Annotated in this window: 18 protein-coding genes; 12 read left to right on the top strand and 6 right to left on the bottom strand. The window is 73.8% G+C overall.

The window, feature by feature from the left end:
- Positions 1-3: 3 nt before the first annotated feature.
- Positions 4-1,098 (top strand): ABC transporter ATP-binding protein, encoded by a 1,095-nt coding sequence (locus tag K7G61_RS34255; RefSeq protein WP_225851055.1) that lies wholly within the window; start codon positions 4-6, stop codon positions 1,096-1,098.
- A 123-nt stretch (positions 1,099-1,221) separates the two neighbouring features.
- Here the strand turns inward: K7G61_RS34255 and K7G61_RS34260 are convergent, their stop codons facing one another.
- Both K7G61_RS34260 and K7G61_RS34265 read right to left on the bottom strand, forming a co-directional pair.
- Positions 1,222-1,590 (bottom strand): VOC family protein, encoded by a 369-nt coding sequence (locus K7G61_RS34260; RefSeq protein ID WP_225851056.1) that lies wholly within the window; start codon positions 1,588-1,590, stop codon positions 1,222-1,224.
- 261 nt (positions 1,591-1,851) lie between these two features.
- A complete protein-coding gene (locus K7G61_RS34265) occupies positions 1,852-2,460 on the bottom strand; it encodes a fasciclin domain-containing protein (RefSeq protein WP_225851057.1) in 609 nt (202 codons plus the stop codon).
- 355 nt (positions 2,461-2,815) lie between these two features.
- Here K7G61_RS34265 and K7G61_RS34270 point away from each other — a divergent pair, with 355 nt between their 5' ends.
- Together K7G61_RS34270 and K7G61_RS34275 are read left to right on the top strand one after the other, a co-directional pair.
- Positions 2,816-3,034, top strand: a complete 219-nt coding sequence (locus K7G61_RS34270) for a hypothetical protein (protein ID WP_225851058.1) — start codon at positions 2,816-2,818, stop codon at positions 3,032-3,034.
- A 131-nt stretch (positions 3,035-3,165) separates the two neighbouring features.
- Positions 3,166-4,812: a PHB depolymerase family esterase gene (locus tag K7G61_RS34275; RefSeq protein ID WP_225851059.1), complete on the top strand. Its 1,647-nt coding sequence runs from the start codon at positions 3,166-3,168 to the stop codon at positions 4,810-4,812.
- Between the two features lie 106 nt (positions 4,813-4,918).
- Here K7G61_RS34275 and K7G61_RS34280 read toward each other — a convergent pair whose 3' ends face one another.
- From K7G61_RS34280 to K7G61_RS34290, 3 genes are all read right to left on the bottom strand, one after another.
- Positions 4,919-5,884, bottom strand: coding sequence for a sensor histidine kinase (locus K7G61_RS34280; protein ID WP_225851060.1), 966 nt, complete (start codon positions 5,882-5,884; stop codon positions 4,919-4,921).
- Positions 5,881-6,663: an MEDS domain-containing protein gene (locus tag K7G61_RS34285; RefSeq protein WP_225851061.1), complete on the bottom strand. Its 783-nt coding sequence runs from the start codon at positions 6,661-6,663 to the stop codon at positions 5,881-5,883. The genes K7G61_RS34280 and K7G61_RS34285 overlap by 4 nt, the downstream gene beginning before the upstream one ends.
- A 445-nt stretch (positions 6,664-7,108) precedes the next feature.
- Positions 7,109-8,095 (bottom strand): rubrerythrin family protein, encoded by a 987-nt coding sequence (locus K7G61_RS34290; RefSeq protein ID WP_225851062.1) that lies wholly within the window; start codon positions 8,093-8,095, stop codon positions 7,109-7,111.
- Positions 8,096-8,494: 399 nt separating this feature from the next.
- Between K7G61_RS34290 and K7G61_RS34295 the strand changes: the two genes are divergently transcribed.
- From K7G61_RS34295 to K7G61_RS34335, 9 genes are all read left to right on the top strand, one after another.
- Positions 8,495-10,804 (top strand): heavy metal translocating P-type ATPase, encoded by a 2,310-nt coding sequence (locus K7G61_RS34295; protein WP_225851073.1) that lies wholly within the window; start codon positions 8,495-8,497, stop codon positions 10,802-10,804.
- A gap of 136 nt (positions 10,805-10,940) precedes the next feature.
- Positions 10,941-11,972: an ABC transporter ATP-binding protein gene (locus tag K7G61_RS34300; RefSeq protein WP_225851063.1), complete on the top strand. Its 1,032-nt coding sequence runs from the start codon at positions 10,941-10,943 to the stop codon at positions 11,970-11,972.
- Positions 11,969-12,799: an ABC transporter permease gene (locus tag K7G61_RS34305; RefSeq protein ID WP_225851064.1), complete on the top strand. Its 831-nt coding sequence runs from the start codon at positions 11,969-11,971 to the stop codon at positions 12,797-12,799. Before K7G61_RS34300 ends, K7G61_RS34305 begins: the two co-directional genes overlap by 4 nt.
- 233 nt (positions 12,800-13,032) lie before the next feature.
- On the top strand, positions 13,033-13,518 hold the full coding sequence (locus tag K7G61_RS34310; RefSeq protein WP_225851065.1) for a CrcB family protein: 486 nt from the start codon (positions 13,033-13,035) through the stop codon (positions 13,516-13,518).
- On the top strand, positions 13,515-13,949 hold the full coding sequence (locus K7G61_RS34315; protein ID WP_225851066.1) for a DUF190 domain-containing protein: 435 nt from the start codon (positions 13,515-13,517) through the stop codon (positions 13,947-13,949). The genes K7G61_RS34310 and K7G61_RS34315 overlap by 4 nt, the downstream gene beginning before the upstream one ends.
- A complete protein-coding gene (locus K7G61_RS34320; protein WP_225851067.1) occupies positions 13,946-14,308 on the top strand; it encodes a CrcB family protein in 363 nt (120 codons plus the stop codon). The genes K7G61_RS34315 and K7G61_RS34320 overlap by 4 nt, the downstream gene beginning before the upstream one ends.
- 72 nt (positions 14,309-14,380) lie before the next feature.
- Complete coding sequence (locus K7G61_RS34325; protein ID WP_225851068.1) at positions 14,381-14,722, top strand: DUF190 domain-containing protein; 342 nt, start codon at positions 14,381-14,383, stop codon at positions 14,720-14,722.
- Between the two features lie 195 nt (positions 14,723-14,917).
- Positions 14,918-16,021: a metallophosphoesterase gene (locus K7G61_RS34330; protein ID WP_225851069.1), complete on the top strand. Its 1,104-nt coding sequence runs from the start codon at positions 14,918-14,920 to the stop codon at positions 16,019-16,021.
- Between the two features lie 110 nt (positions 16,022-16,131).
- Complete coding sequence (locus tag K7G61_RS34335) at positions 16,132-16,722, top strand: GNAT family N-acetyltransferase (protein ID WP_225851070.1); 591 nt, start codon at positions 16,132-16,134, stop codon at positions 16,720-16,722.
- Positions 16,723-16,782: 60 nt separating this feature from the next.
- On the opposite strand, the gene K7G61_RS34340 is transcribed toward K7G61_RS34335, so the two are convergent.
- Positions 16,783-17,022, bottom strand: coding sequence for an acyl-CoA carboxylase epsilon subunit (locus K7G61_RS34340; protein WP_225851071.1), 240 nt, complete (start codon positions 17,020-17,022; stop codon positions 16,783-16,785).
- Positions 17,023-17,062 lie beyond the last annotated feature (40 nt).

Genomic DNA, 17,062 nt, shown 5'->3' on the forward strand with positions numbered 1-17,062 from the left:
CTCATGACCGGCGCCGAGAAGACCGCGGGGACCCCCGTCGGCGCCCCCCGCCTGGGGCGGGAGGGACTGGACGCGCGGCTGGTGGTCGAGCGCGGTTCCTTCCGCCTGGACGTCGAACTGACCGCGGCGCCCGGTGAGGTGGTGGCCCTGCTCGGGCCCAACGGCGCGGGCAAGACCACCGCCCTGCGGGCTCTGGCCGGCCTCGTCCCGCTGTCCGGCGGCCACCTCCGGCTGGACGGCGCCGAGCTGGACCGTACACCGCCGGAATCCCGCCCGGTCGGGGTCGTCTTCCAGGACTACCTGCTCTTCCCGCACCTCAGCGCACTCGACAACGTGGCCTTCGGGCCCCGCTGCCAGGGCGCCGGCAAGGCGCGGGCCCGCGCCCAGGCCGCCGATTGGCTGGAACGCATGGGCCTGGCCGAACACGCGGGCGCCAAGCCGCGCAGACTGTCCGGTGGCCAGGCCCAGCGCGTCGCCCTAGCCCGCGCCCTGGCCACCCACCCGCGGCTCCTGCTCCTGGACGAGCCGCTCGCCGCCCTCGACGCCCGCACCCGTCTCGACGTGCGCGCCGAACTGCGCCGCCACCTGGCCGACTTCGAGGCCGTCGCCGTACTGGTCACCCACGACCCGCTCGACGCCATGGTGCTGGCCGACCGCCTGGTCGTGGTGGAACACGGTGAAGTCGTCCAGGAGGGCGCCCCCGCCGACATCGCCCGCCGCCCCCGTACCGGCTACATCGCACAACTGGTCGGGCTGAACCTCTACCGCGGCACGGCCGACGGCCACACCGTCCGCCTGGACACCGGCCCCGCCATCACCACCACGGAGGTCCTCTCGGGCCCGGTCTTCGTGGCGTTCCCGCCCAGCGCCGCCACTCTCCACCGCGACCGCCCCGCCGGCTCCAGCGCCCGCAACCTCTGGCACTGCACGGTCGCCGGGATGGAGACCCTCGGCGACCGGATCCGCGCCGACCTCACCGGCGAGCTCCCCCTCGCCGCCGACCTGACCGCGGTCGCCGCCGCCGAGCTCGATCTGCGCCCGGGCGCGGAGGTCTGGGCGACGGTCAAGGCGGCCGCGACCCACACGTACCCCGCCTGAGGACACGCGCCGGAGCGGGCGCCGACGTCACCGTGCGTGCGGGGCGGCACTCCGACGTCACCGTGCGTGCGGGCGGCACACGCCGAACCCGCCCCGGGCGGGGCACGGCGCCCCGGGACGGCGTCACCGGGCCGGGATCGGCTGGGTGAGGTTCACCGGGTTGCCGTCGGGGTCCAGGATGTGGGCGACGCGCTGTCCCCACGGCATGTCCTTGGGGCCGCCGCTGACCGAGCCGCCCAGCTCCTCCACGCGGCCGAGCGTCTCGTCGACGTCGTCGACAGCGATGCTGAGAAGGATCCGCGGTGCCGCCACGGTCCCCGTATCCTCCTTGGCCACCAGCCCGAGGTCGGTGTCGCCGATCCGCAGGCCGAGGTAGAAGACCGGGCCTTTCGCCGGCACCCGGAAGATCTCCTCGGCGCCGAACAACGTGGTGTAGAAGCCGAGCAGAACGTCGTGGTCGGCAGTGATGATCACCGGCTGGATCGTGGACATGGCACTCCTGTCGAGAACGGTCGCGTCGCGTCGCCGGGTAGACCGTTCGGGGACGGTGAACTCATCGGCGGGACCGCCCGCCGCCTCGCGGCGCGACTGCCCTGATCCGGCTCGTCCGGGAGTGCGGCGGACGAGCGGAGGAGCGGAGGAGCGGAGCAGCCGCAGGGGCTGAAGGGGCGGAAGGGGCCGCAGGGCCGGGAACGGGCCTCCGCTCCGGTCCGGAAGATCCGTCCCGTCACGAAGGCCCGATCCGTCGGCGACTCAGCCCGGCGGCATCAGGACGGTGTCGACGAGGTACACGGTGGCGTTCGCGGTCTTGATGTCGCCGCAGACGATGTTCGCGGTGTTGTTGACCTTGAAGGTCGTGCCCGAACCGGAGGTCGTGAGCTTGGAGCCCTCGAGCGTGGTGAACGAGCCGTTGGGCAGTTCCGCCTTCGTCACCGGCTGATTCACCACGTGGTACAGCAGCGCCTTCTTCAGCTGCGTCGGATTGTTCTTCAGATTGGTCCGTTCGGACGACGACAGCTTCTGCCAGGCGGCGTTCGTGGGTGCGAACAACGTGATGTTGTTCGAGCTGTCGAGCGTGTTGGCCAGCTTGGCGCTGTTGACGTAGCTGACCAGGGTGCTCAGCTGGGCGTTCCCCGTCGCCGCGGCCACGACCTTCTGCTTGGCCATCACGGCGGCACTGCCCGCCCCGGTCTTCGGCAGTGAGGAGCAGCCGGGCCCGAACGGGCCCGTCGAGGTCGAGGGACTGGGTGAGGGCGAACTGGTCTGCGCGTGAGCGGCGGGCGCGAGCCCTCCCGCGGTCAGCGGGATGGCGACGGCCGCCGCGGCCAATGCCGTGGTGAAGCCAGTACGTGACATCGTCATGGGATCGAACCTCCAGGAGCAGGCAGAGGCCGCGGCGAATGGCTCGTCGCCTGAGGGCCGTACCCCCCGTACGCCTCCGGCCTGCGGGAAAGCGACGTGGTTCGGTTTCTGTCCCCCGGGATTCCGTCCCCCAGATCAAGGTAGCCGCGGTGGCGGTCACGCGCATTACGACCTGGTCGCTCCCGGGAAGCCGGGAGGACATCCCATGGCTTCTTGACAGGTCGCGGTCACTGAGGCAGCGTCATTGTCTCCGAACTCGTCCGGGCCGGAGCGTGGCAGCGCCGGAAGCGTGATCGCTGAATGTTAGCGCTCACATCCCACCGGTGGGCCACTACGAGCAGGGGGACGTCACAACATGAGGGTTCCGCACCTGCGCCGAGGCACGTCCACGGGCGCGTGCCACGCCTGGACCGCGGCAGTTCGGATCCGCAGCGGCGGGACCAGCCGGACGTTCCGGCGCGTACCCACGTCCCGCGGCTGCGGCGGATTCCGGATCGAGGACTCGGTCCGGCTGCTCGACCAGTGGTCCCGCAAGAACGCTCCTGGTACCCGCCAGGACGCCGAACCCCGGTAATCGACCTGTCTCGCGACCGTCCCATCGAAGCGCATCGCCATCAGTGCACCACGACGTGAACCCGCCGCCGGGTCCGAGGGGATACCAGCTCACCGCCAGCGCCAACGACAGCCCGTGGAGGAAGAGATCCCATGCTGCGATCCTGGTATTTGAAGTTCCGACTGCTCGGCCTGCTCGGCGTACTCCTGGCGGTCGGTGCCGCGTTCGGGCTCGGTCTGCCCGCCGCGCCCCGGGCCGCCGCCGCCTCGCTGACCCAGATCACGAACTTCGGCACGAACCCGACGAACCTGCAGATGTACCTGTACGTGCCGAACAACGTCAAGGCCAACCCGCCGATCCTGCTGGCGCTGCACGGGTGCCAGGGCTCCGGGCCCTACCTGTACTCCAGCACCGACTTCGGAAAGCTGGCCGACCAGTACGGGTTCATCGTCATCTACCCCTCGTCCAACCCGTCCGGCAGTTGCTGGGACGTCTCGTCCGACCAGGCGCTGACGCGGGGCGGCGGCAGTGACCCGGTCGGGCTGATGTCGATGATCACGTACACCGAGCAGCACTACGGCGGGAACCCCAACTCCGTGTACGTCACCGGCGAGTCGTCCGGCGGCATGATGACCAACGTCATGCTCGCGGACTACCCGGACGTGTTCAAGGCGGGCGCCGCGTTCATGGGTGTGCCGTACCACTGCTTCTACACGGGCACCGTGAAGGGCTGGAACGGGGCGTGCGCCGGGGGTCAGGTCTCCATGACGGCGCAAGCATGGGGCGACCTGGTGCGCAATGACGCCGACCCCGGCTACAACGGGCCGCGCCCGCGCGTGCAGTTGTGGCACGGCACCGCCGACACCACCCTGAACTACAACAACCTCGCCGAAGAGACCAAGCAGTGGACGAACGTGCTCGGTGTCAGCCAGACCCCGTCGTCGACTGACACCCCGGTGACCAACTGGAACCGTTCCCGGTACAACAACAGCTCCGGCAGCACGCAGGTCGAGGCGTACAGCATCGTCGGCGCCGGGCACCAACTGCCCATCCAGGGAACGCAGATGGCCTACTACGCCATTCACTTCATGGGGCTGGACGGCAGCGGCTCCACCAGCGGCAACACGGTCACGGTCACCAACCCCGGCAGCCAGACCGCCACGTCCGGCACCGCGATCAACCCGCTGCAGATCAACGCCACCGACTCGGCGGCCGGACAGACCCTGACCTACAGCGCCACCGGCCTGCCCCCCGGTCTGTCGATCTCCGCCGGCGGCCTGATCTCCGGCACTCCCAGCAGCGGCGGCACGTTCACCACCGTCGTGAGCGCCACCGACACCACCGGCGCCGCCGGCAGCACCAGCTTCTCCTGGACCGTCAGCGGCACCGGGACCGGTACCGGCAGCACGGGGCCGCTGCACGCGGTGGGCGCGGGCAAGTGCCTCGACGACCCGAACTCCACCACGACGCCGGGCACCCAGCAGCAGATCCACAGCTGCACCGGCGGGGCCAACCAGACCTGGACGCACAACTCGTCGAACGAGCTGACGGTCACAGTCGCGGGCACCACCCTCTGCCTGGACGCCAACGCCAAGGGCACCACCAACGGCACCAAGGCGATCGTCTGGACCTGCAACGGCCAGACCAACCAGCAGTGGAACGTCAACGCCAACGGCACGATCACCGGCGTCCAGTCCGGCCTGTGCCTGGACGTGACCGGAGCCTCCACCGCCGACGGCGCCCTGGTCGAACTCTGGTCGTGCAACGGCGGCAGCAACCAGCAGTGGACCCTCGGATAGCCACTCGCGCAAAGGCGGCGGGGCGCGCTGCGCGGCCCCGCCGCCCCGAGGGTGAGGCGGCCGACGCGGGGTCCGGCGGTGGGCCAGCCGGGCCGGGCGGCGGGGGTTACCGGGGGAGGTCGGTGTGGAGGCGGACGGTGGTTCCCTTCTCCGGGGTGGAGCGGATCTCGACCAGGTCGCAGAGCTGGTGGACGAGCCACAGGCCGCGTCCGCCGGACTGCGCGGGGTCCGGTCGGGTGCGGCCGGCCAGGGGGTCGGTGATGTGGCCGGTGTCGTGGAACTCGCACACCAGCCGGTTGTCCTCGTGCCAGGTGCGCAGCATGCCCTGGCCGCCGCCGTGCCTGATGCTGTTGGTGGCCACCTCGGTGGCGGCCAGGCGCAGCTCGCGCAGGCGCGCCCCGGCCAGGCCGTGCTGCTCGGCGCGCACGGTGATCTTGTCGCGGAGGGCCGCCAGGTCACCACTGGCGTAGGCGTACTCCTCGTACGGCTCGCAGGGGTCGGTGAGCGCGGTGAAGGCGTACGGCGCCTTCGGGTCGTAGTCCGGGCAGGGGACGGTCCGGCCCTCCTCGCGCATCTCGGGGTGGCAGCGGGCCATCTTCTGCAGCGCGGCCCGGTCGTGGGCGATGTCGTACGGACACAGCAGCCACCAGGCCGGGCCCTGGGCGAATGCCTTGTTGAGCAGCCACTCGTGGTAGTGCAGTTCCTCGGCCTCGGCGCGGCTGCGGACGGTCTCCCAGGGCGATTCCCCGATCCCGCGGACCGGCTGCCCCTTCGCGGCGTGCTCCTTGATCCATTCCTGCCAGGCCCCGATGTGCCGGCCCGGGTGGTGGGCCACCGCGCTGGTGTCGACGTACCGCACGGCCTCGTCGTCGCGGATCCGGGAGCGCAGCAGGGACGCCTTGTCCTGCGGGACGGCGACGACGACGGCCTCGCCCCCGTCGAGGGCGTCCTGGATGAAGCTCATCGCGCCCTGTACGAACTCGTCCCTGCCCCGGTAGGGGTACAGCTCGTGCCGGTACCCCGTGCCCGGCGGGGCCGAGGCGGAAGGCGGGGAGGGCGGGGAAGAGGTCACGGTGTCATCACCACCGGGACGTCGGGCGTCGCGAAGCCGGACAGGTTCCAGGCAAGCCGTACGGTCTCATTGGTGCCTTCCAGGATGATCTTGCGGTCCGGAAGGTACCGGGCGACGTCGGCCAGGGCGGTCATACCGGCGGCGTCGAGGAACTCCAGATCGTGGCAGAGCAGCCGCACCGCCGCTCTCTGGGCGAGCAGGGTGCACATGATGGTGGCGAAGGCCGCCGCGCCGTCGCTGTCGACGATTCCGCTCACCATCCAGCCTTCTTTCTCCGTACGGTACATCCGGAACGCGGGCGACAAAGGCTGGCTGCCCAGATGATGGGGATGCACACACGCGATCCGCCGCAGGTCCGGCGGGTCCCAGTCGGCCCCGTTGTAGGCGCAGACCACCAGGGCCCCGGTGTCGGCGGCGAACTCCTCCAGCTCCAGCTCGCTGCGCAGCAGCTCCGTGCCGTGCGCCCCGCTGCCGCCGGGTGTGGCGTGGTGCAGCACCCGCAGGGAGCGGAACCCCTGCCGGTCGGCGTTGGCCGCCTCGCGGCGCACCGCGGCCAGCAGGGAGCCTTCCAGCCGGGCGGGGTCCAGGACGAGGGTGGCGAACTCGTGCGCCTCCTCGAAGGGGGGCCCGACGATCACGGCCTTGTCGCCGTGCGAGGCCGCGTCCGCGACGAAGGCGCGGCTGCGGTCGACGACGTCCTCGGAACGGTCCAGCACCTGGCAGAGGTGGTCACCGTTGTCGGCCTCGTCCAGGTTCGCCAAAGTGCGCGGCGCTCTCACTGCTCCTCCCCTCGCTTCCCCGTCCCGCATTCTCCCTGAATCGAGGATCTCCCGCGGGACGACCAGGGAGGTGTCGCCTACCCGCTGCCGACGGCCTCATGGCTGCACCGCGGCCGGGAGCGGTCGCCGGCAGTGGTACGGGCGACCCGGAAGCGGTCGCCGGCAGTCGTACGCACGGCCCGGCCCGGGGAAGCTCGCGTGGCGTCCCCGGGCCGGGCGGCGGGAGGTGCGGCGGGCACGGGCCGGGCCCGCCCGCGGGAACCCGGCCCGTGGCTGTGGGCAGGCCCCTGAGCCAAAGGTCGCGCCTCTGTCGAAAGATCGAGCACGGTCGATCGTCGACAGCGGGTGGAAGCGACCGGAGGCGATGGGGCCGACAACCGCCTGTTCGTGCCCGCCGGGGGCGATGCGCCGGGCCCGGCGAGCAGTGGCGGCCGAGGGGCGGCGGTTACCTGGGGTTGTCCAGGAGCCGCTGGAACGCGCGGGCGTGTCCGGCCTCGTCGGCGGCGTTGTGGCGGAACAGGCGGGCGGCCTGGTGGTCGCCGACGGCGTCGGCGCGGCGGGCGAAGGTCGGGTACATGACCGTCGCCTCGTAGGTCTCGCCGGCGATGGTCTTGACCAGGTTCTGGTGCGTGGTGCCGACCAGGCCGTACAGCACGGCCTCGGCGGCGAAGTGCTCGTGCAGCTCGACCTGCCCGGTGCCCTCGAACAGGCGGGCCAGGGCGGGCCGCCCGTCGGCCGCCGCGTGCTCGCCGTACATGGTGTAGCGGGCGTGGGCGAGCGCTTCGCCGTGCATGGCGGTGTCGAGGTTGGCCAGGGTGCGGGCGGAGTGCACCTGCGGGCCGCCGGCCGGGACCTGGACGGCGTCGACGGGCGGCGGGGCGGGGATGCGGCCGCGGCCGGTCTCCACGACCCTCAGCGCCGCCTGGAACCTGGCCAGGTGGGCCGCCTCGTCGTGGCCGATCTCGGTGAACAGCGCGGCGGCGTTGAGGTCGCCGTCCTGCGCGGCCTCCCGGGCGAAGGTCGGGTACATGATGGTGGTCTCGTACGTCTCGCCGGCGATCGCGGCGCGCAGGTTGCTCGCGTCGCTGCCGATCACGCCCGCCAGTTCGGCCTCCTCGCGGAAGTGCTCGTTGAGCTCGACGGAGGCGGTGCGCCGGTAGGTCCGCGCGGTCACCGGGAGGTGCTCGCGGTCGGCCTGGGCGGCGTAGAAGGTGTAGGAGGCGTTGGCGAACGCCTCGCCCCGCATGGACGTGTCGAGGTCGGCCAGCGTCTGGGGGTTCAGCGCGCGGGCCGCGAGCGCGGTGGTGGCCGCGGAGGCGCCGGGCGCGGAGGCCGCGGACGGGGCGGTGGCCGACGCGGGGGCGGCGAGCACCGCGGCCGCCGCGACGGTGGACAGGCAGGCGAGGGCCGCCCGTATGGCGAAGCGAGTCATGTTCTTTCCTCGGGTGAAGGTGGTCGACTGCCCCCCGAGAGCGACCCCATCACCGCCGTACGGGACCCCGCGAGCGGGCATCGGCCATCGGCTCGACGGCCCGCCCGGCAATTCACCCGAGCGGCCACACCGGCGCCGAAGCCGTCTGGCGGGGACGGGTGAGCCGGGGGGGTTGAACCGGGCCCCGCGGCCCCGCCCGGGCGCACCCCGCGATCCCGGCGACGGCGCCGGCCCCGCTCCCGGCGCGGCCCGCGTACGGGCGGCCTCCCCGTCCGGGTGGCCCCTCGGGCCGGTCCGAAGTGCCCTGGCAGGGGGCCGTCGCCAGGGATCTACTGGAGGGGAAGGGCCCGGCGCGGCAGGACGGAGGGCGCTGTGGAAGGTCCGGTGGGCAAGGAAGCGGTGGCGGGTGAGGCGCGGTCGGTGCGCGCCTGGGTCCGGCGGTCGGTGGAGCCGGTCCTGCTCGTGGTCACCGCCGCCGCGCTGGCGGCCGGCGGCGTCGCGTGGCTGGCCGGCGCGCGGTCGGCCGCCGACGCGTGCTGGGCCGCGGGCACGGTCGCGGCGATCGTTCCCGCCGTGGCGTGGGTGCTGCACGCACTGCGGCGCGGGCGGGCCGGGGTCGACCTGATCGCCGTCCTGGCGCTGGCCGGCACGCTGGCGACGGGTGAGTACCTGGCCGGGGCGCTGATCGCGCTCATGCTCGCCACGGGCCGCTGGCTGGACGCGGCGGCCGAGCGCCGCGCCTCGCACGACCTGCGCCACCTGCTGGAGCACGCCCCGCGTTCGGCCCGCCGCCGCGTCGGCGACGAGGTCCGTACGGTGCCGCTGGCCGAGGTCGCCGTCGGTGACCTGCTGGTCGTCGGCCCCGGTGAGGTCGTCCCGGTCGACGGGCGCGTCGAGAACGGGACCGCGGTGCTGGACGAGTCCGTGCTGACCGGCGAGTCCCTCCAGGTCGAGCGGGGGGCGGGCGAGAGCGTGCGCAGCGGCGGTGTCAACGCGGGCGGCGCCTTCGAGCTGCGGGCGGGCGCGACCGAGCAGGACAGCGCGTACGCCGAGATCGTCCGCCTCGCCCGGCAGGCGGGTGCCGAGAGCGCCCCGGTGATCCGGCTGGCCGACCGTTACGCCGCCTGGTTCCTGCCGCTGACGCTGGCCGTGGCCGGCGTGGCGTGGCTGGTCAGCGGCTCGGTCGTGCGGGCGGTGGCCGTCCTGGTGGTCGCCACGCCGTGCCCGTTGCTGCTTGCCGCGCCCGTCGCGATCGTCTCGGGCCTGTCCCGGGCCGCCCGCCAGGGTGTCGTGGTCCGCGACGGCGCCGCCCTGGAGACGCTGGGCCGCGCCCGCACGCTGGTGCTGGACAAGACCGGCACGCTCACCAGCGGGCGTCCCCGCGTTCTGGACATCGCGGCGGCGCCCGGAACCACCCCCGACGAGGTTCTCGCCCTCGCCGCGTCCGTGGACCAGTACTCCCCCCACGTCCTGGCCCGGGCCATCACCGACGAGGCCCACGCCCGCCGGCTGGCGCTGCGCCCGGTGCGCGACGTGGCGGAGGAACCCGGGCACGGCGCCACCGGCCGGATCGGCGCCGCCGCGGTGAGCGTCGGCAAGCGCGACGGCGCGTCCCTGCCCACCTGGGCGCGCACCGCCGAGAACCGCGCCACCCTGGACGGCGCCGCCGTCGCCTGGCTCACCGTGGACGGCCGGCTCACCGGAGCGCTGCTGCTGCGCGACCCGCTGCGCGGCGACGCCCCCCGTACCCTGCGGCGCCTGCGCGAGGCCGGCATCCAGCGGCTGCTGATGCTCACCGGCGACCGCGCGGAACCGGCCCGGGAGATCGCGGCCGTCCTCGGTCTTGACGACGTGCGCGCCCGCCAGTCCCCCGCCGACAAGGTCGCCGCGGTGCGGGCCGAACGCGGGCGGGCGGTCACCGTCATGGTCGGCGACGGCGTCAACGACGCCCCCGCCCTGGCCGCCGCCGACGTCGGCGTGGCGATGGGCGCCCGCGGCTCCAGCGCCTCGTCCGAGGCCGCCGACATCGTGCTGACCACCGACCGCGTCGACCGCCTCGCCGACGCCGCGGGGATCGCCGTGCGCGCCCGGCGCATCGCCGCCCAGAGCGCGCTGGCCGGAATGGCGATGTCGCTGGCCGCCATGACCGCCGCCGCGTTCGGCCTGCTGCCGCCGGCCGCGGGGGCCCTGCTGCAGGAGGGCATCGACGTCGCCGTCATCCTCAACGCCCTGCGCGCCCTGGGCGCGGACCGCGCCGCCCACGTCACCGTGGAGCCGGCCACCGAGCAGCTCATCCAGCGCTTCGCCGCCGAGCACGACGACCTGCGCGAGGTCGTCGAAGCCGTCCGGGAGGCCGCCGACCACCTCACCGATCCCGCCGACCCCGCGGCCCTGGACACCGTCCGCCACGTCGACCGGCTGCTGAGCGAACGCCTCCTGCCGCACGAAGTGGCCGAGGAACACGAGCTCTATCCCGCTCTCGCCCGCGCCCTGGGCGGCCCCGAGGCCACCGCCACCATGAGCCGCGCGCACACCGAGATCCACCGCCTGGCCCACCGGATCGCCACCCACCTGCGGCTGGCCGACGCCGAGGGCGCCCTGCGCCCCGAACAGGTCGACGACCTGCGCGCCTGCCTGTACGGCCTGCACAGCGTCCTGCGCCTGCACTTCACCCAGGAGGAGGAGAACTACTTCTCCCTCGCCCACTGACCGCGGCACACGGCGCCGCGGCACCCCACCGCGGCACCCCACCGGGGCGCCGCGCCGCTGCGGCGGGGCCGCCGCGGGGCGAGAATGTGGGGGAAGGGCCTGGAGACCCGCTACGTCGAGCGGGGAGGTGCAGCCCGTGGCTCAGGCAGCGATCCGCGTCGTCGGTCTCAGCAAGCGGTTCGGGGCGGTGCGCGCCCTGGACGAGGTGGACTTCGAGGTCCCGCCGGGGAGCGTCTTCGGTCTGCTGGGGCCCAACGGCGCGGGCAAGAGCACCGCGATCCGGATCCTGACGACGATCCTGCGTCCCAGCGGCGGGCACGCGGAGGTCCTCGGCCACGACGTGGTGCGCGAGGCGGCCGCGGTCCGGCGGCTGATCGGACTGGCCGGACAGTACGCGGCGGTGGACCCGAACCTGACCGGCCGGGAGAACCTGCGGCTGATCGGCCACCTGACCCACGGGCCGCGCTCCCGGATCCGGCCGCGCGCCGCCGCGCTGCTCGACCGGTTCGGCCTCGCCGACGCGGGCGACCGCCCGGTGCGGACGTACTCGGGCGGCATGCGCAGGCGGCTGGACGTCGCCGCCGCCCTGGTCCCCGAGCCCCCCGTCCTGCGCCTCGACGAGCCCACCACGGGACTGGACCCGCACAGCCGCAACGACCTGTGGGACATGATCCGCGAGCTGGTGAGCGACGGTACGACGGTGCTGCTCACCACCCAGTACCTGGAGGAGGCCGACAAGCTCGCCGAGCGGGTCGTGGTGATCGACGACGGCCGCGTGATCGCGGACGACGCCCCGTCCGTCCTGAAGGCCCGGCTGGGGAACACGGTCGTCGAACTGGACATGGCCGAGCCGTCGCGGGCCGAGCGGGCCGCCGCGCTCATCGGCGCCGGGCTCGCCCAGACGCCCGGCGTCGAGGGATCCCGCGTCGACTTCGCCTCCCACAACGGGTCGGGGCCGCTGATCGACGTGCTGCACCTGCTGGAGGACCACGACCTGGTGCCGCGCACCGTGGCCGTGCGCGAGTCCAGCCTGGACGACGTCTTCCTGGCGCTGACCGGGCACCGGACGGGCAACCCCCCGGCGCAGGACGACCCGGCGCAGGACGGCCCGGCCCCGGACGACACGGCCCCGGAAGGCCCGGCCCCGCCTCGGGGAGGCCCGCCGTGACGGGAACCACCGCCGCCGGCCGCGACCGGTCGTGGACGGCCCCGAAGGACACCGGCCCGCCGATCCTCACCACGGCCAGGGACGGCCTCGCCGTCGCCTGGCGGAACCTGATCGCGCTGCGCCGGGTGCCGCGGCTGCTGGTGTTCTCCACCATCCAGCCGCTGGTGTTCGTGCTGATGTTCCGCTATGTCTTCGGCGGTGTCGTGGCTCCGGCGCTGCACGGCGTCGCTTACGTCGACTTCCTGATCCCGGGGATCTTCGTGCAGACCGCCGTGTTCGGGGCGATGAACACCGCGATCGGGCTGGCCACGGACATGCAGACCGGTCTGATGGAACGGTTCCGCTCCCTGCCGATGGCCAGGTCGGCCGTGCTCGTCGGCCGGACCACGGCCGACCTCGCGCGGAACGTCTTCGTCGTGGCGCTGATGACCGCCGTCGGCTTCGCCATCGGATTCCGCATCCACGCCGGCGTCCCGGCCTTCCTGGGCGGCATCGCGCTGGTCCTGGCGTTCGGCTTCGCGATGTCGTGGATCTTCGCGGTGGTGGGCATGGCCGTCGGCGACCCCGAGACCGCGCAGGCCGCCGCCTTCCCCGTACTCGCGCCCCTCGTCTTCGCCTCCGCGGCGTTCATCCCGGTCAACACGATGCCGGGCTGGCTGCAGGCGTTCGCCCGGCACCAGCCCGTGTCCAAGACCGCCGAGGCGGTCCGGGTCCTCGTACTCGGCGGCCCCGCCTCCACCGCGGTGTGGGAGGCACTCGCCTGGGACGCCGGGATCGTCGCGGTGTTCGCGCCGCTGGGGGTGTGGCTCTACCGCAGGGCGGTGTAGCGCGGGGCGGTGTAGTGCGGGGCGCCCCGGGCCCGGAGGGGGCGCCTCGCCGGGTGCGGCCGCGGCTCCTTCTGTATCCTGAGTGCCTGCGGCGGCCCTGTCGGGGCGGCCCGCGCGGCGGTGGGGCCCGCCGTACCCGAACCGCGGCGGCAACGCCGCCAACGGTCCCTGCTTGCGACGACGCGCGCCCGCCGGTCCACCGCGGGTGCCTACCGGCCGAGTGGGGAGACGTCTTGGAAGAGGCCCGCGGCCGTGTGGTGAACGAACCCACCGATCCCGATGTGCCCTTGCGCGTGCCCGCGCAGCGCCGCGACGTGGCGCGCGGGCAGTGGCCGGTCGTCGCCGCGGTGAGCGCGGGGGGCGGTGCCGGCGCCGCGGCCCGCTACGGGGCCTCGCTGCTGTGGCCGACCGCCTCCGGCACCTTCCCGGCCACCACCTTCGCGATCAACGCGATCGGCTGCGCGGTCATCGGGGTGTTCATGGTCGTCATCACCGACGCCTGGGCGGCCCACCGCCTGGTCCGCCCCTTCTTCGGCACCGGCGTCCTGGGCGGCTTCACCACCTTCTCCACGTACGCGGTCGACATCCGCAGGCTGGTCGACGGCGGCCACGCCGGGCTGGGCCTGGCGTACCTGGCCGCCACACCCCTGGCAGCCGTCGCCTCGGTGTGGGCGGCCGCCACCCTCACCCGCCGCGTCCTCGCCCGGAGACCGCCATGAGACTGACCGGAAGCGCCCTGCGCCTGACCGTCTTCCTCGGGGAGAACGACACCTGGCACCACAAGCCGCTGTTCACGGAGATCGTGCACCGCGCGCACGCCGCGGGCCTCGCCGGCGCCTCGGTGTTCCGCGGCGTCGAGGGCTTCGGCGCCTCCTCGATCGTCCACACCACCCGGCTGCTCTCCCTCAGCGAGGACCTGCCGGTGGCGGTCGTGATCATCGACGCCGAGGACCGGATCCGCGCGTTCCTGCCGCAGCTCGACGAACTGGTGAGCGGGGGCCTGGTGATCCTGGACGAGGTCGAGGTCGTCCGCTATGCAGGCGGGGAGGACGCGGAGGACGCGGAGGACGCGGAGGACGCGGACGGGACAGACGGCGACGGCGGGGGCGGCGCCGACGGTGGCGGCGGCGCGGGAACGGGTGCCTCGTGAACTGGCTCCTCGTCGTCTGCGGCGCCATGGTCGGCGCTCCCCTGCGGTATCTGACCGACCGCGCCGTCCAGTCCCGCCACGACACGGTCTTCCCGTGGGGCACCTTCACCGTCAACGTCGTGGGCTGCCTCGTCCTCGGCATGGTGACCGGCGGCGCGGCCGGCCCGCATGAGCAGCTCCTGCTGGGCACGGGGGGCTGCGGGGCGCTGACCACGTACTCGACGTTCTCGTACGAGACGCTGCGGCTGGCCGAGGAGGGGGCGGGGCTCTTCGCCGCGGCCAATGTCGTCGGCAGCGTCGCCGCCGGGCTCGGCGCCGCCTTCACCGGGTTCGCGTTCGCCCAGGCGCTGTGGGGCTGAGCGCGTCCGCGCCCGCCGGGGGCCCGCGGCGGTAACGTGACGGGCGCCACACCATGCGACGGGAGGTGCGGGATGCCCCTGGACGGTCCGGTTGCCGCCCGCCTGACGATCCACCTCGCCGGTGACGCCGTCTGGCACCGCAGGCCGGCCTTCGCCGAGATCGTCCACCGCGCGCGGAAGGCCGGCCTGGCGGGCGCCAGCGTCTTCCACGGCGTCGAGGGCTACGGCCACCACATGCGCGTCCACGAGGAGCACCCGGTGCACCTCGTCGCCCACGGCCCGTGCGCGGTGGAGATCGTCGACGGCGAGCAGCGGCTGCGCGCCTTCCTCGACACCCTGGAGGACATCCTGACGACGACCGGGGTGGCCGTACTAGAAAGGGTCGAGGTGCGCGGGCGGCCGTCCACGACGTGACCCCTGCAACCCCTGTGATACGTGTGCTCCGCGTGCGTCCCGGGACACGTCCGCCCGGGTGATGCGTACCTGACACCAAACCGACACCTTCACCACCCCGGCGGTTCATCCGGTGGTCCGGTGCCGGGTGCCGGTGGGCGCCACCATGCCCCCGTCCGTCCCGATCACGCGGGGCGGGAAAGGAGCCTGCTGGACATGAGACGTCGCACCCTGGCCGCCCTGACCGCCGCCACCGGCGCCCTCCTGCTCACCGCCACCGCCGCCACCGCCCAGGGCGACCACAACCCCTGGCCGTACCAGGGCGGTCCGGGCCGCACGGCGGTGCTCGCCGCGGTCGGGGACATCGCGTGCGAGCCCGACGGGGACGACGCGGGCGTCGCCGCCAAGTATCTGTGCGACAGCACCCGCAGCGGCGCGCAGGCGATGACGGCCGACCAGATCGAGGCGATGCGGCCGGACCTGGTGGCCCTGCTGGGCGACGAGCAGTACCAGGTGGGCCGCTACAACGACTTCATGGGCTCGTTCGACACCACCTACGGCGCCTTCAAGTACCTGCAGCGCCCGGCGCCCGGCAACCACGAGTTCTACGACTACAAGGACGGCGAGAAGGGCGTCGACGGCTCGGGCTACTACTCGTACTACAACGGCCGCACCCTGGACTCCGCCGGCAGCCCGCTGACCGACGCGCAGGGCCAGCCGGTGCCGCGGCCGCACGGCCAGGCCGGCACCGCGGGCCAGGGCTGGTACTCCTACGACCTGGGCGCCTGGCACATCATCTCCCTCAACGCCGAGTGCAAGGTGCAGAACGGCGGCTGCTCCGCCGACGGCGCATGGGTCAAGCAGCAGACCGACTGGTTGAAGGACGACCTGGCCGGCGACCACGCCCCCTGCACCCTCGCCTACTGGCACCAGCCCGCCTTCAGCGCCTCCGCCAGTTCCTCCGACGAGGGCGAGATGTCGCAGACCCAGTGGTGGCCGCTGCTCTACGGCGCCGGGGTGGACGTCGTGCTCAACGGGCATGAGCACCTGTACGCGCGCTTCGCCCCGCAGGACCCGCAGGGGCAGGCCGACCCGCGCAAGGGCATCCGCGAGTTCGTCATCGGCACCGGCGGCGAGGGACTGGACACCCTGGCCCCCGCCGACCAGGCCCCCAACCGGGTCGCCGGCGACGACGCCTCCTACGGCGTCAGCCGCTTCACCCTGGCGCCCACCGGCTACTCCTGGAGCTACCAGGCCGCCAACGGCACCGGCTACACCGACTCCGGCAGCGCCCGCTGCCACGGCCCCGCACACCGCTGACCGCACCGCCGACCTCGCGCCGGGCGGGCACACCCGCCCGCCCGGCGCGGGGTCACGTAGGGTCGGGCCGGGGGCTCGGGTCCGGGCCCCCGGAACGACAGGGGGTTCCCGTGGGTGCGCCGATCGGCGGAAACGACGGAAGCGACGGAAACGACGGAACGGTTCGGCTGCGGCCGGTCGTCGAGGTGGATCTGCCGGTTCTGGAAACCTTCCTGACCGACCCTCAGGCGGCCGGTCCGTTCCAGTGGTACGGCTGGTCGGACCCCGGCCGCTTGCGGCGCCGCTGGGCCGAGAACGGCCTGCTGACCGACGAGGGCGGCTACCTGGTGGTGGACACCGGCGGCGGCGCGCTCGGGTTCGTCGCCTGGCGACAGACCTCCGCCGGACGCACCCCGTACTGGAACGTCGGCGCGCAACTGCGGCCCGAGGCGCGCGGCCGGGGCATCGGCACCGCAGCCCAGCGCCTCCTGGTCGACTACCTGTTCGCGCACTCCCCCGTCGTACGGCTCGAAGCGGACACCGAGACGGACAACGTCGCCGAGCAACGCTCCCTGGAGAAGGCCGGGTTCACCCGGGAAGGGGTGATGCGCAGCATCGCGTTCCGCGACGGCCGGTGGCGGGACGCGGTGCGGTACGCGGTGATACGGGGGGACGCCGCCCGGCCGGGCACGGCCGGGGGGCCGGGCACCGGCCGCGCGTGACCGTTCCCTGTCCGGGCCGCGCGCTCGCGCCCCGGGCCGGGGGCGCGGGCGCGCGGTGCCTCAGGGCCGGGCGCCGCGCTGCCAGGCGCGCGGGTCGGCGTAGGCCGCCTGGCGTTCCGGGCGGCGCCAGGCGGCAAGGGGGCGGGCGCCGGGGCCGGCCGGGGCCTGAGCCGCGGCGGGCTCGGCGCGGAGCAGGCCGAGAACGGCCATGAGAGCGGCGAGTTCCTCCGCGCCCGCCGTCCCGCGGCGCACGCGCAGGGCCCCGGCGTCGGCGGCGGCGGTCTGTTCGGGTGCGGGCACTGGTCTTCCTCTCCTCGGGTCCTTACCGGCGGGTGGTCTC

The organism is Streptomyces sp. HPF1205 (genome assembly GCF_020400825.1).
Classification (GTDB): Bacteria; Actinomycetota; Actinomycetes; order Streptomycetales; family Streptomycetaceae; genus Actinacidiphila.

What these genes read in the sequence shown, in the direction of transcription:
- K7G61_RS34330 (WP_225851069.1), top strand. Translation starts at nt 14,918, where the DNA reads ATGAGACGTCGCACCCTGGCCGCCCTGACCGCCGCCACCGGCGCCCTC.
- K7G61_RS34315 (WP_225851066.1), top strand. Translation starts at nt 13,515, where the DNA reads ATGAGACTGACCGGAAGCGCCCTGCGCCTGACCGTCTTCCTCGGGGAG.
- K7G61_RS34290 (WP_225851062.1), bottom strand. Translation starts at nt 8,095, where the DNA reads ATGACTCGCTTCGCCATACGGGCGGCCCTCGCCTGCCTGTCCACCGTC.
- K7G61_RS34260 (WP_225851056.1), bottom strand. Translation starts at nt 1,590, where the DNA reads ATGTCCACGATCCAGCCGGTGATCATCACTGCCGACCACGACGTTCTG.
- K7G61_RS34325 (WP_225851068.1), top strand. Translation starts at nt 14,381, where the DNA reads ATGCCCCTGGACGGTCCGGTTGCCGCCCGCCTGACGATCCACCTCGCC.
- K7G61_RS34270 (WP_225851058.1), top strand. Translation starts at nt 2,816, where the DNA reads ATGAGGGTTCCGCACCTGCGCCGAGGCACGTCCACGGGCGCGTGCCAC.
- K7G61_RS34255 (WP_225851055.1), top strand. Translation starts at nt 4, where the DNA reads ATGACCGGCGCCGAGAAGACCGCGGGGACCCCCGTCGGCGCCCCCCGC.
- K7G61_RS34275 (WP_225851059.1), top strand. Translation starts at nt 3,166, where the DNA reads ATGCTGCGATCCTGGTATTTGAAGTTCCGACTGCTCGGCCTGCTCGGC.
- K7G61_RS34265 (WP_225851057.1), bottom strand. Translation starts at nt 2,460, where the DNA reads ATGACGATGTCACGTACTGGCTTCACCACGGCATTGGCCGCGGCGGCC.